Source organism: Rugamonas rubra (assembly GCF_900114705.1).
GTDB classification, from domain to species: domain Bacteria; phylum Pseudomonadota; class Gammaproteobacteria; order Burkholderiales; family Burkholderiaceae_D; genus Rugamonas; species Rugamonas rubra.
The window spans coordinates 267,051-279,874 of record NZ_FOTW01000007.1 but is presented as its reverse complement, the minus strand read 5'-3'; the positions used below and the strand labels follow the sequence as shown (position 1 = coordinate 279,874).

The following is a 12,824-nucleotide window of genomic DNA, read 5'->3' as shown; positions in this document are numbered from 1 at the left end:
GGAGTCAGTAAACACACTTATAATCCCGTGTCTTTGGGTATATCGGCTTTTCTGGGAACTTGGCAAGTGAGTGATAAAACACAAAGTATCGCCCAGCCAGTCTTTCGAGTCGTTGCCCTCCAGTTCGCCATCGTCACTGGATTTGCGTTGCTTGCATGGAATATCGGCGACGCGAATAAAGCCTGGTCAGCCGCCTATGGCGGAGCGATCGCAGTCATCGGGAGTCTGATGTACGCGATTATTGTCGCGGGCGGAACAAATGACGCCAAAAAAGCGTTCCGGACGCATGTGCGCGCCGAAATGTTAAAAATATTTATCACGGTAGTGCTGTTCGTGTTGGCACTAGCGCTGTTTCAGTCGGCCGCATGGTTATGGCTGATCTTGGGTTTCGCGGTGGCAACCTTGGCATATTGGTTCTCACTGCTCGCAGTTTAATCACCAAAATCTAAAACTTTTATGACCATAGAAAACGCTGTTGAGGCGGCCCACGAGGCGCCGACTTCCATCGAGTACATCCAGCACCACTTGAGCCACCTGCGCAATGCGGAGAACACCGTCAACCTGGACACGTTCTGGGTTTCGGCGATTCTGGGCCTGATTTTCCTCGGTGTGTTCTACATGGCCTCGCGCCGCGCCACCGCCGGCGTGCCCGGCAAGCTGCAAAACTTCGTCGAAGCCGTCATGGAGCTGGTCAACGAGGTGGTCAATTCGGCCTTCCACGCCAAGAGCAAGGTGATCGCGCCGCTGGCCATCACCATCTTCTGCTGGGTTTGGCTGATGAACGCGATGGACTTCCTGCCCGTCGACCTGCTGCCAAAACTGCTCAGCTACGTCGGCGTGCACAAGCTGCGCGTCGTGCCTACCGCCGACGTCAACCACACTTTCGGCATGTCCTTCGGCGTCATGCTCTGCATTATTGGTTTCTCGATCAAAGCCAAGGGTCTCGGCGGCTGGGGTAAAGAGTTGCTGACCGCGCCGTTCCACGCCCATGGCTTCATGGCCATCGTGCTGGCGCCGGTCAACTTCGCCTTCCAGATGATCGAGTTGCTGGCCAAGCCACTGTCGCTGTCGCTGCGTTTGTTCGGCAATATGTACGCCGGCGAACTGCTGTTTATTCTGATCGCTCTGCTGCCTTGGTGGGCGCAGTGGCTGCTGGGTGGTCCTTGGGTTATCTTCCACATCCTGGTGGTGACCCTGCAAGCGTTTGTGTTTATGGCGTTGACTGTCGTGTACCTGAGCCTCGCGGTTGAGAAGCACTAAGCAACATTGGTTTTACTTTTTTAGTATCTGTAGTCTTTTTAAAATCTTAGGAGAAATATATGCAAGCTCTGATCGCACAAGTACAAGGCATGACCGTTCTGGCCGCAGCAATCATCATCGGCCTGGCAGCCATCGGCACCGCACTCGGTTTCGCAATTCTGGGCGGCAAATTCCTGGAAGCGTCGGCACGTCAACCTGAACTGATGCCACAACTGCAAACCAAACTGTTCGTTATCGCCGGTCTGCTGGATGCGATCTCGATGATCGGCGTCGGCGTTGCCCTGCTGTACACCTTCAGCAACCCGTTCCTGGCTGCTGTTATCGCTGCTGCTGGTAAGTAATTCGCTCCCTTCTAGGAGAAACTTTTAGTTAGGAGCAAAGGTATGGACATCAATATGTCTCTCATCGGTCAGATGATCACCTTCGCGGTGTTGGTCTGGGTTTCGATGAAGTTCGTATTTCCATCGCTGAATGCAGCGTTGGATGAGCGTGCCAAGCGTATCGCTGACGGTCTGGCCGCGGCCGACCAGGGCCAGGCCGCGATGGTCGTCGCTGAAAAGCGCGCCGCCGAGGCGCTGAGCGGTGCACGCGAAGAAGCTTCGCAACGTGTTGCCGACGCTGAAAAGCGCGCGCAATTGGTCGCTGAAGAAATCAAAGCAAATGCACAAGCCGAAGCCGACCGCATCATTGCGCAAGCCAAGGCAGACGCCGATCAGCAAGTGGCCAAGGCTCGCGAAGCACTGCGCGCTCAGGTGGCTGACCTGGCTGTGAAGGGCGCCGAGCAAATTCTGAAGCGCGAAGTTTCCGCAGCGGCACACGCCGACCTGCTGTCGCGCCTCGCTGTCGAGCTGTAATCATGGCAGAAAACGCAACCGTCGCCCGTCCCTACGCGGAAGCTTTGTTCCGCGTAGCCCAAGCAGGTAAGGAATCGTTCAACCTCGCGGCGTGGTCCGAACTGGTGTCAGAATTGGCCCAGATCGGTAGCCACCCCGAGGTGCAAGCGTTCGCACGCAATCCGAAGGCCTCGGAATCCGACGTCGCCGCCGCCATCTTGGCGCTGGTCAAGTCGCCGCTCAACGCGGAAGCCAAAAACTTCCTGGCGATGCTGATCGAAAACGGTCGCATCAGCCTGCTGCCGGAAATCGGCGCCCAATTCCACACCCTGAAAAACAGTGTGGAAGGCGCCGCCGACGCAGACATCTCGAGCGCGTTCGAACTGAGCGCGGCCCAAGTGGCCGAGCTGGTCGCTACGCTGGAAAAGAAATTCAGCCGCAAGTTGAAGCCGGCCGTGACCGTCGATCCTACGTTGATCGGCGGCGTGCGCGTGGTGGTTGGCGATGAGGTGCTCGACACCTCGGTACGCGCCAAGCTGCAGCAAATGCGTGTGGCTTTGGTCGCCTGAGTCCCCGTCGGACTTCGGCCACCGCCTGCTTAGAACAGATTCTTCCCCTCGCGCAAGCTGAGAGAAACACTTTTAGGAGTTAGTATGCAACTCAACCCATCTGAAATCAGCGAGTTGATCAAGAGCCGGATCCAAGGTCTTGACGGCGGCGCTGAAGTGCGTAACCAAGGCACGGTTATTTCCGTCGCCGACGGTATCTGCCGCATCCACGGTCTGTCCGACGTGATGCAAGGCGAGATGCTGGAATTCCCGGGCAACACCTTCGGCCTGGCAATGAATCTGGAGCGCGACTCGGTCGGCTCCGTGATCCTGGGTGCCTACGAGCACATCTCCGAAGGCGACACGGTCAAGTGCACCGGCCGCATTCTGGAAGTGCCGGTCGGTCCCGAGCTGCGTGGCCGTGTGGTCAACGCGCTGGGCCAGCCGATCGACGGCAAAGGCGCCATCGACGCCAAGATGACCTCGGCGATCGAAAAAATCGCCCCGGGCGTGATCGCCCGCGAGTCCGTCTCGCAGCCGATGCAAACCGGCCTGAAGTCGATCGACGCGATGGTACCAATCGGCCGCGGTCAACGCGAACTGATCATTGGTGACCGTCAAACCGGTAAGTCCGCCGTAGCGGTTGATGCGATCATCAACCAAAAAGGTCAGGGCATGACCTGCATCTACGTCGCGATCGGTCAGAAAGCCTCGACCATCAAGAACATCGTGCGTTCGCTGGAACAGCACGGCGCGATGGAGTACACCATTGTTGTCGCCGCTTCGGCCGCCGAATCGGCCGCCATGCAGTACATCTCGGCCTACTCCGGTTGCACCATGGGCGAATACTTCCGCGACCGCGGTGAAGACGCCCTGATCGTCTACGACGATCTGTCCAAGCAAGCCGTTGCCTACCGTCAGATTTCCCTGCTGCTGCGCCGCCCACCAGGCCGCGAAGCCTACCCAGGCGACGTGTTCTACCTGCACAGCCGTCTGCTGGAACGCGCAGCCCGCGTCAACGCCGACTACGTCGAAGCCTTCACCGGCGGCGCAGTCAAAGGCAAGACCGGTTCGCTGACCGCACTGCCGATCATCGAAACCCAGGCTGGCGACGTCTCGGCCTTCGTGCCGACCAACGTGATTTCGATCACCGACGGCCAGATCTTCCTGGAAACCTCGCTGTTCAACTCGGGTGTCCGTCCCGCGATCAACGCCGGTATCTCGGTGTCGCGCGTCGGTGGCGCCGCTCAGACCAAGGTCATCAAAAACCTGTCGGGCGGTATCCGTACCGACTTGGCCCAGTACCGTGAGCTGGCCGCGTTCGCGCAGTTCGCCTCCGACCTGGACGAGTCGACCCGCAAGCAGCTGGACCGTGGCGCCCGCGTCACCGAGCTGCTCAAGCAAGCCCAGTACTCGCCACTGTCGATCTCCCTGATGGCCGCCTCGCTGTTCGCAGTGAACAAAGGCTTCCTCGACGATATCGCGGTCAAGAAGGTACTGCCATTCGAGGCCGGCCTGCACGCTTACTTGAAAACCAAGCAAGCTGCGCTGCTGAGCAAGATCGAAGAGACCAAGCAACTGGACAAAGACGGCGAAGCAGCGCTGTCGGCCGCCATTGCTGACTTCAAGAAATCCGGCGCATTTTAAGCGACACGGCGGTCCCGGCGGCAACGCGGCGGACCGCCACAACGCGCAGAAGGAGTAAGGACTCATGGCAGTAGGCAAAGAGATACGTGGCAAGATCAAGAGCGTAGAGAATACGAAGAAGATCACCAAGGCGATGGAAATGGTCGCCGCATCCAAAATGCGCAAGGCGCAGGACCGGATGCGCGCCGCCCGTCCCTACAGTGACAAGATTCGGAACATCGCCGCCAATCTGGCAAGCGCCAATCCGGAATACACCCACCCGTTCCTGGCCGAAGAAGCCAGCAACGCGGCCAAGGCAGTTGGCTTCATCGTGGTCACGACCGACAAGGGTCTGTGCGGCGGTTTGAACACCAACGTGCTGCGGATGGTGACGGCCAAGTCGCGCGAAGTCGAAGCGGCCGGCAGCAAGGTGCAAGCGGTTGCCATCGGTAACAAGGGTTTGGGATTCTTAAACCGCGTCGGCGTTCCCGTCGTCGCGCATGTAACGCAGATCGGCGACACGCCGCACCTGGAAAAGCTCATCGGACCGGTCAAGGTCATGCTCGAGAAGTTCCAGAACGGCGAGATCGACGCAGTCTATCTGTGCTACACCAAGTTCATCAACACGATGAAGCAGGAGCCGATGGTGGAGCAGTTGCTGCCGCTGCCGGCCGCCAAGAAGCAGGCCGACAAGGGTAATCACAGCTGGGATTACATCTACGAGCCGGATGCCGCTTCCGTGATCGATGAGCTGTTAGAGCGCTATATCGAAGCGCTGGTGTACCAGGCTGTGGCGGAAAACCTGGCGTCCGAGCAATCGGCGCGCATGGTCGCGATGAAGGCAGCAAGTGACAACGCCGGGAGTGTGATCGGCGAACTCAAGCTGATCTACAACAAGACCCGCCAAGCTGCGATTACCAAAGAACTCTCCGAAATCGTCGCCGGTGCGGCTGCGGTTTAAACGAATTTAACTATATTTGAAGGAACGAACATGGCTGATGGCAAAATCGTTCAGTGTATCGGCGCTGTGGTGGACGTTGAGTTTCCCCGCAACGCGATGCCTAAGGTATTCGATGCCTTGAAAATGGCCGGCTCCGAGCTGACCCTGGAAGTACAACAACAGTTGGGCGACGGCGTGGTGCGTACCATTGCCCTGGGCTCGTCCGACGGCCTGCGCCGCGGAATGATGATCCAGAACACCGGCAAGCCTATCATGGTGCCGGTCGGTAAAGCGACCCTGGGTCGCATCATGGACGTGCTGGGCAACCCGATCGACGAATGCGGTCCTGTCTCGCACGAACACGTCGCCTCGATCCACCGCGCGCCTCCTGCCTACGACGAACTGTCGCCATCGCAAGAGCTGCTGGAAACCGGCATCAAGGTGATCGACTTGGTTTGCCCGTTCGCCAAAGGCGGTAAAGTCGGCCTGTTCGGCGGCGCCGGCGTCGGCAAGACCGTCAACATGATGGAACTGATCAACAACATCGCCAAGGCGCACTCGGGTGTTTCCGTGTTCGCCGGTGTGGGTGAGCGTACCCGCGAAGGTAACGACTTCTACCACGAGATGGCCGATGCCAAAGTGGTCGATCTGGAAAACCCAGAGAACTCCAAGGTCGCCATGGTCTACGGCCAGATGAATGAACCGCCGGGCAACCGTCTGCGCGTCGCGCTGACCGGTCTGACCATCGCGGAATCGTTCCGTGACGAAGGCAAGGACGTTCTGTTCTTCGTCGACAACATCTACCGCTTCACCCTGGCCGGTACCGAAGTGTCCGCACTGCTGGGCCGTATGCCTTCCGCCGTGGGTTACCAGCCTACCCTGGCCGAAGAGATGGGCCGTCTGCAAGAGCGCATCACCTCGACCAAGACCGGTTCGATCACCTCGATCCAGGCCGTCTACGTGCCTGCCGATGATTACACCGATCCATCGCCAGCGACCACCTTCGGCCACTTGGATTCGACCGTCGCCCTGTCGCGTGACATCGCCTCGCTGGGTATCTACCCTGCGGTCGATCCACTCGACTCGACCTCGCGCCAGCTGGACCCGCTGGTCGTCGGCCAGGAACACTACGACACCGCCCGTGCCGTACAGATGACCCTGCAACGCTACAAGGAACTGCGCGACATTATCGCCATTCTGGGTATGGACGAGCTGGCACCGGAAGACAAACTGCTGGTTGCGCGCGCACGTAAGATGCAGCGTTTCCTGTCGCAGCCGTTCCACGTCGCTGAAGTGTTTACCGGTTCGCCAGGTAAATACGTTTCGCTGAAAGACACGATCAAGGGCTTCAAAATGATCGCTTCCGGCGAACTCGATCACCTGCCAGAGCAAGCGTTCTACATGGTTGGCACGATCGAAGAAGCCATCGAAAAAGCCAAAAAACTCAACTAATCGTTGAGTTTGGCGCGGCCCCGCCTGCTGGCGGGGCCGCTCAAAACCGATAGGACACACATGGCAAATACTATTCACGTTGACGTGGTTTCCGCCGAGGAGTTGATCTACTCCGGCGAAGCCGAATTCGTCGCGTTGCCGGGCGAGCAGGGCGAGCTGGGGATCTATCCCAAGCACACCCCGCTGATCACCCGCATCCGTCCGGGCGCGGTGCGCATCCAGATTCCAGGTCAAGCGGAAGAAGAGTTTGTCTTCGTCGCCGGCGGCCTGCTGGAAGTGCAGCCGAACTCCGTGACCGTGCTGGCCGACACCGCGGTTCGCGGCAAGGATCTGGACGAGGTCAAGGCGACCGCCGCGAAAAAACGCGCGGAAGAGAACCTGGCCAACAACAGCTCGGGCATCGACTACGCCAAGGCGCAAGCCGAACTGGCGGCGGCGATCGGCCAACTGGCCGCCATCGCCAAGCTGCGCGCGAAGCACTAAGCAAGATCGAGCAGGACAGCAGCAATGCGAAGAAAGGCAGCCTCGGCTGCCTTTTTTTACGCCTGCTGGTATTGGTCCGCCGGGCCCGCCGCGCGGACCTTACGTGTCAATCGCGCCCCTGCATGGCGCGCTTGCGCGGCGCGCGCATGATCGCCTTCCACTTGGCCCGCTCGGCGATGCGTTCGAGCGGGGTTTGCTCGACCAGGCGGGCCTGGCGCAGCAGCTTGTGGTAGTTGCGCAGGCGGTCGGCGTCGACCGCGCCGCGCACCGCGCAGCCGGGCTCGCCGTCGTGGCGGCAGTCGCGGAACTGGCAGCGCGCCGCCAGCGCGGCGATGTCGTCGAAGCTTGCCGCCAGCGTTTGCTCGTCGGCGTCCGGCTGCCAGCTGCGCAGGCCCGGCGTGTCGATGATGCAGGCGCCGCCTGCGCAGCGGTGCAGCGAGCGCGCGGTGGTCGTGTGGCGGCCGCGGCCGTCGTCGGCGCGCACTGCGCCAGTCGCCTGCGTCGCATGGCACAGGGTGTTGGTCAGCGTCGACTTGCCGGCGCCGGACGAGCCCAGCAGCACCAGCGTTTGGCCGGCGCCCAGCCAGGGCGCCAGCTGGGCGGCGGCGTCGCCGCTCAGGCCGTTGAGGGCGAGCAGCGGCAGATGCGCCGGCAGGCGTTGGCGCAGCTGCTGCATGCGCGCCGCCACGTCGACGCCGATGTCGGCCTTGCTCATCACCACCACCGGCGCCACGCCGGCGGCGTGCACCATGCTCAGGTAGCGTTCCAGCCGGCGCGGGTTGAAGTCGTGGTCCAGGCCCATCACCAGCAAGGCGGTGTCGACATTGCTGGCGATGGCCTGGCGCTGGCCGGCGCTGTCGCGGCGGGCGAGGTGGCTGAGCGGTTCAAGCCGGCGGGTGATCCATTGTTCGCCGTCGGCGCGGCCGTCGACCAGCACCCAGTCGCCGACGGCCAGCGCCAGGCCCCGCAGTTGTAGCTCCTTGAGCAGGGCGGGCAGGACGCGCGCGCTGCTCTCGTCGTGGCCGTCGTGGACGCCGAGGCGGTCGCGCTGGACGGCGCTGACGCGCAGCAGCCTGGCGTCGGGCGGCGGGTTGTCGAGCAGGTGGAGCTGGCTGGCGATGCTGTGGTTCAGTCCGATCAGGCGCAGGCTGGCGAAATCGATGTTAGTCATGATGTGTGTGTTCCTGGTTGCGGTATCGAAGGCGCGCCGTATAGGCGCGCGCGAACACCGTCAGTCGCGCGGCGGCGACGGACGGGAGGCAAACGGAAGTCGGCGGCGCGATGATTCGCGCGTCAACACATCAGGCTGGTGTAGCGGTCGGCGAGTAGTGCTGCCGGGATGGTGACGAGGAAATCAGGCGGCCGACAAGGGGGCAAGGTCCAGCTGGCGCATAGTGTGATCTCCTTAATATAGTGTGATTGGCAAGTGTGGCATTTCAAGCCGCACAGGTCAACGATTGTTTGCCGCTTGGCAGCTGCGGCGGTAGTCGGCCGGCGGCTTGCCGACCAGCTTTTCAAAGTCGGAGGTGAAGTGGGCCTGGTCGAAGTAGCCCAGCGCCTGCGCCAGCTTAGCCAGGTCGGGCTCGTCGCCCTTGGCCAGGCGGTCGGCGGCGTCCTGCAGGCGGTTGCGGCGGATCGCCCATTTCGGGCTGACGCCGACATAGTCCATGAACAATTGCTGCAGGCTGCGCAGGCCGAGGCCGGCCTGCTCGGCCAGCTGCTCGGCGCGGGTGATGTCCGGCCGCGCCCGCAGCAGGGCCAGGATGGCGTCGATACGCTCGACCTGGGCGTCGGCCGGCGGCAGCGCGCGGCGCAGCACGGCGCCGGCGGCGGCCAGCATGGCGGCGTCGTCGACCGCGTCGAGTACGGCGCGCTCGTCGGCCGCGCCGTCGCCGCCGAACAGGGGCGCCAGCGGCATGGTGCGGTCGGTCAAGGTTTTCAGTTTGTCGCCGAGGAAGCCGCGAAAGCCGCCGGCGCGGAAGCGCAGGCCGAGCACCTTGCCGCTGCCCTGCAAGGTGTAGTCGAAGGCGCCGGTGACGACGCCGAACACGGCAGTGCGCTCGCGGTCGAACACCAGGTTGACGCAGGGGTGGGGCAGGGTGCGTTGCACGTGCGTGACGCCCTCGGGCAGGCGCCATTCGACCAGCCAGAAGAAGTCGAGGAAGGGGGCCAGGTCGGCCTCCGGTAGATAGCGTTCCAGGCGGAAGGCCTGTTGCGCAGCGGCCGGGTTGACCACGCCTTTGGGCGCTTCGGTGAGTGCGTGCAAGGTGCTCATGGCGATGTGCGGTGCGGTGCAATTTTTTCTGCGCCGCCTTCGTGTTTTTACAAGACCGCCATCATAGCAAGAGTTAATATGGTCGTCTTGACAACGCAACGGAGACCAGCGTGACACCAGCCCTGACCCTGTTCCACACCCCCTACTCGCGCTCCAGCGGCACGCTGGCCTTGCTGGAGGAACTGCACGCCGAATACGCACTGCATCTGGTGAACCAGAAGAAGGGCGAGCAGCGCCAGCCCGAGTATCTGGCGGTCAATCCGATGGGCAAGGTGCCGGCCCTGTTGCACGGCGAGGCGCTGGTGACCGAACAGGTCGCCATCTTCATCTATTTGGCCGACCTGTATCCGCAGGCCAAGCTGGCGCCGGCCATCGGCGATCCGCTGCGCGGTCCCTATCTGCGCTGGATGGCCTTCTACGGTTCCTGCTTCGAGCCGGCGGTCTGCGACTTCTCGCTCAAGCGCGAACCGGCGCCGCAGTCTGGTTGCCCCTACGGCGACTACCAGACCACGCTCGACACCTTGACCGCGCAACTGGCCAAGGGGCCGTATCTGCTGGGCGACACCTTCAGCGCCGCCGACGTGCTGTGGGCCAGCTCGCTGTCCTGGATCGTCGCCTTCAAGATGGTGCCGGAACTGCCGCTGATCACCGCCTACATCGAGCGCGTCAACCAGCGCCCGGCGATGCAAAAGGCGGCCGCCAAGGACGCCAAGCTGTACGCAGCCCAAGCCCCGGCGTAAGCAGGCACCACAGGGGCGGCTAGGCTGACCTGCCAGCCGCCTCCGCCCGCAGGTCCCAGCCCGGAATGTTCGGATAGTATCTGGTCGAACGGCCGTTGCCTGCGCGCAGCAACAAACCCCAGTCCTCCAGTTCGCTCAGGTCGCGCGACGCACTCGCCCGCGAGGTGCCGGTGAGGCTTTCATACTTCTTGGTGCTCATGCCGCCTTCAAAGCCGCCGGGGCCGGCATCGAGCAGCACGTTGAGCACTTTGCGTTGGCGTGGCGACAGTTCCTTGTCGCCGTGGGTACGCCAGAAGCGGCCCTTCGCCATTGCCTCGTCAATGATCAGCGCGGCCTGCTCGCAGGCCGCGCGGACTTGGGTGACGAACCAGACGACCCAGGCCGTCACATCCAAGCCGCCGCTCTGCGCACGTTCCAGCTCGATGTAATAGTCTTCTCGCTTTGCCAGCAGACCTTGCGAGATGCGCATCAGTCGGCTGGTCTCGCCGCTGTCCCGCGCCAGCACCAGATCGATGATGACGCGGCCGACGCGGCCGTTGCCGTCCTCGAAAGGGTGCACGGTCTCAAACCACAGATGGGCAAGCGCCGCCCGCACCAGGCTGTCGCCGTTGCCGTCGTGGTTGAACCAGTCCAGCATGGACTCCATCTCCGCCGCCACCATGGAGGAGGGCGGCGCTTCGTAGTGCACTTTTTCGTGGCCGATGCGGCCGCTGACGATTTGCATCGGCTCGGTATGCTCGCGATAGGCGCCAACGCGGATTTTGCTCATGCCGGAGTAACCGGTTGGAAACAACGCGGCCTGCCAGGCGTGCAAACGTTCATGGCTGAGTGGTGCTGCGGCCAGGTTGACGGCGTCGTCCATGATGTCGAGCAGGCCATCGATATGTCGCGGGACACTCGGTCCCGGTTGACTGGCAACACCCAGGCGCCGGGCGACGGACGAGCGAACCGCCAACAAGTCCAGACGCTCGCCCTCGATGGCGGCTGTTGCCACCGCCTCCTGGCTCCAGGCCTCGGCCGCGAGCGTACGGCGCTGATCGAAGCCGAGCGCGCTCAGCTTTCCTTCGACCACGCCCTGGGCGCGCCGGGCGAGCGCGACTTCGGCGCCGACCACGGCGCCGTCGTAGCGCATGGCTGGCCAGTCCGGGTCCTGCCAGATGAAGTGGGGGGCGTCCATCAATTGCTCTTGAAGGGGGAGGTGAGGCGAATATAGCACATAATCGACTCATATTTTGAGTCGATTATGTCGGTCGAACGCCTCACACCTGCACCGGTTCCCTCAAGTCCTGAGGCGGTTTGACGGGCCAAGCGGCACCGTCGCGTCGCGCCTATTTGTTCTTGTTGAACACGTCGACGCAGACGGCCGCCAGCAGCACCAAGCCCTTGATGACCTGCTGGTAGTCGATGCCGATGCCCATGATGGACATGCCGTTGTTCATCACGCCCATGATGAAGGCGCCGATCACCGCGCCCATCACCTTGCCGACCCCGCCCGAGGCCGAGGCGCCGCCGATGAAGCAGGCGGCGATCACGTCCAGCTCGAAGCCGACGCCGGCCTTCGGCGTGGCGGTGTTGAGCCGGGCGGCGAAGACCAGGCCGGCGACGGCGGCCAGCACGCCCATGTTGACGAAGGTGTAGAAGCTGACCCGCTCGGTGCGGATGCCCGACAGCCGCGCCGCCTTCTCGTTGCCGCCGACGGCGTAGACGCGGCGCCCAGGCACGGTGCGCTGGCTGACGAAGGTGTAGGCCAGGATCAGCAGGGCCATCAGCGCCAGCACGTTGGGGATGCCCTTGTACGAGGCCAGCAGGTAGCTGAAGTAGACCAGCGTGGCGCCGAACACGGCCAGCTTGGCCAGGAAGAAGCCGTAGGGTTCCGTGTCCATGCCGTGGCGCTGCTGGCCGGCGCGGCCGCGCAGTTGCAGCACGAGCATCAGCACGGCGCCGGCGACGCCCAGCAGCAGCGAGCCCAGGCGCAGGTCGGCGTGGCCGAAGGGGTCGGGCAGGAAACCCGAGCTGAGCAGCTGGAAGCCGTCCGGGAAGGGGCCGAGCGACTGGCCCTCCAGCACGGCCAGGGTCAGGCCCTTGAACACCAGCATACCGGCCAGGGTGACGATGAAGGAGGGGATCTTCAGGAAGGCGACGAAATAGCCCTGGGCGGCGCCGATCAGGGCGCCGGCCAACAGGCACAGCACGCTGGCGGCGACGAAGTGCAGCTGGAACTTGACGATCAGCACCGCCGCCAGCGCGCCGACGAAGCCGACCACCGAGCCGACCGACAGGTCGATGTGGCCGGCGACGATGACCAGCAGCATGCCCAGCGCCATGATGACGACGTAGCTGTTCTGCAGCACCAGGTTGGTCAGGTTGAGCGGCTGCAGCAGGGTGCCGTCGGTCATCACCTGGAAGAAGGCCATGATGGCCACCAGCGACAGCAGCATGCCGTAGTCGCGCATATTGTTTTTCAGGAAGCCCTGGTGGCGCCGCGCCGGCGCGTCGGGGTCGTTGGCCGGCTGGCCGTGGCCACCGGCCGGGCCGGCGTCGCGGCCGGAATTGTTGCCGGAATTGTGACCGGGCTCGGCGGCCGGCGTCGCGGCCGGCGCAGCGGCCTCCGCCGGCGCGGCGGCCGGCGGCGTGCCGACCAGTTTTAAATCGAGTTGCTTACCCATC

General features: G+C 62.9%; 14 protein-coding genes. 10 read left to right on the top strand and 4 right to left on the bottom strand.

Annotated features, from left to right (window positions below; genetic code table 11):
* The first annotated feature begins 66 nt into the window (after positions 1-66).
* The 9 genes from BM252_RS07610 (at position 67) to BM252_RS07570 (ending at position 7,142) form a co-directional block, all read left to right on the top strand.
* Positions 67-435 (top strand): ATP synthase subunit I, encoded by a 369-nt coding sequence (locus BM252_RS07610; protein WP_093385798.1) that lies wholly within the window; start codon positions 67-69, stop codon positions 433-435.
* A 21-nt stretch (positions 436-456) separates the two neighbouring features.
* A complete protein-coding gene (gene atpB, locus BM252_RS07605; RefSeq protein ID WP_093385795.1) occupies positions 457-1,260 on the top strand; it encodes a F0F1 ATP synthase subunit A in 804 nt (267 codons plus the stop codon).
* Positions 1,261-1,319: 59 nt separating this feature from the next.
* A complete protein-coding gene (gene atpE, locus BM252_RS07600; RefSeq protein WP_093385793.1) occupies positions 1,320-1,601 on the top strand; it encodes a F0F1 ATP synthase subunit C in 282 nt (93 codons plus the stop codon).
* Between the two features lie 42 nt (positions 1,602-1,643).
* Positions 1,644-2,114, top strand: coding sequence for a F0F1 ATP synthase subunit B (locus tag BM252_RS07595; protein ID WP_093385791.1), 471 nt, complete (start codon positions 1,644-1,646; stop codon positions 2,112-2,114).
* A gap of 2 nt (positions 2,115-2,116) precedes the next feature.
* On the top strand, positions 2,117-2,662 hold the full coding sequence (locus BM252_RS07590) for a F0F1 ATP synthase subunit delta (RefSeq protein WP_093385788.1): 546 nt from the start codon (positions 2,117-2,119) through the stop codon (positions 2,660-2,662).
* Positions 2,663-2,746: 84 nt separating this feature from the next.
* Positions 2,747-4,288, top strand: coding sequence for a F0F1 ATP synthase subunit alpha (gene atpA / locus BM252_RS07585; protein ID WP_093385786.1), 1,542 nt, complete (start codon positions 2,747-2,749; stop codon positions 4,286-4,288).
* 64 nt (positions 4,289-4,352) lie between these two features.
* Positions 4,353-5,228 (top strand): F0F1 ATP synthase subunit gamma, encoded by an 876-nt coding sequence (atpG, locus tag BM252_RS07580; RefSeq protein ID WP_093385783.1) that lies wholly within the window; start codon positions 4,353-4,355, stop codon positions 5,226-5,228.
* A gap of 30 nt (positions 5,229-5,258) precedes the next feature.
* Complete coding sequence (gene atpD / locus BM252_RS07575; protein ID WP_093385781.1) at positions 5,259-6,659, top strand: F0F1 ATP synthase subunit beta; 1,401 nt, start codon at positions 5,259-5,261, stop codon at positions 6,657-6,659.
* A 60-nt stretch (positions 6,660-6,719) separates the two neighbouring features.
* Positions 6,720-7,142 carry a F0F1 ATP synthase subunit epsilon gene (locus tag BM252_RS07570; protein ID WP_093385778.1) on the top strand — a complete coding sequence of 141 codons (423 nt, stop codon included), beginning with the start codon at positions 6,720-6,722 and terminating at the stop codon, positions 7,140-7,142.
* A 106-nt stretch (positions 7,143-7,248) separates the two neighbouring features.
* On the opposite strand, the gene rsgA is transcribed toward BM252_RS07570, so the two are convergent.
* Positions 7,249-8,313: a ribosome small subunit-dependent GTPase A gene (rsgA, locus tag BM252_RS07565; RefSeq protein WP_093385775.1), complete on the bottom strand. Its 1,065-nt coding sequence runs from the start codon at positions 8,311-8,313 to the stop codon at positions 7,249-7,251.
* Positions 8,314-8,592: 279 nt separating this feature from the next.
* Positions 8,593-9,417: a helix-turn-helix domain-containing protein gene (locus BM252_RS07560; protein ID WP_093385773.1), complete on the bottom strand. Its 825-nt coding sequence runs from the start codon at positions 9,415-9,417 to the stop codon at positions 8,593-8,595.
* 110 nt (positions 9,418-9,527) lie between these two features.
* Between BM252_RS07560 and BM252_RS07555 the strand changes: the two genes are divergently transcribed.
* Positions 9,528-10,157 carry a glutathione S-transferase family protein gene (locus BM252_RS07555; RefSeq protein ID WP_093385770.1) on the top strand — a complete coding sequence of 210 codons (630 nt, stop codon included), beginning with the start codon at positions 9,528-9,530 and terminating at the stop codon, positions 10,155-10,157.
* 19 nt (positions 10,158-10,176) lie between these two features.
* On the opposite strand, the gene BM252_RS07550 is transcribed toward BM252_RS07555, so the two are convergent.
* A complete protein-coding gene (locus BM252_RS07550) occupies positions 10,177-11,334 on the bottom strand; it encodes a Fic family protein (protein WP_093385951.1) in 1,158 nt (385 codons plus the stop codon).
* Positions 11,335-11,485: 151 nt separating this feature from the next.
* Entirely contained in the window at positions 11,486-12,823 is a 1,338-nt protein-coding gene (gene mmsB / locus BM252_RS07545) for a multiple monosaccharide ABC transporter permease (protein WP_245774144.1), read from the bottom strand.
* Between the last annotated feature and the right edge of the window lies 1 nt (position 12,824).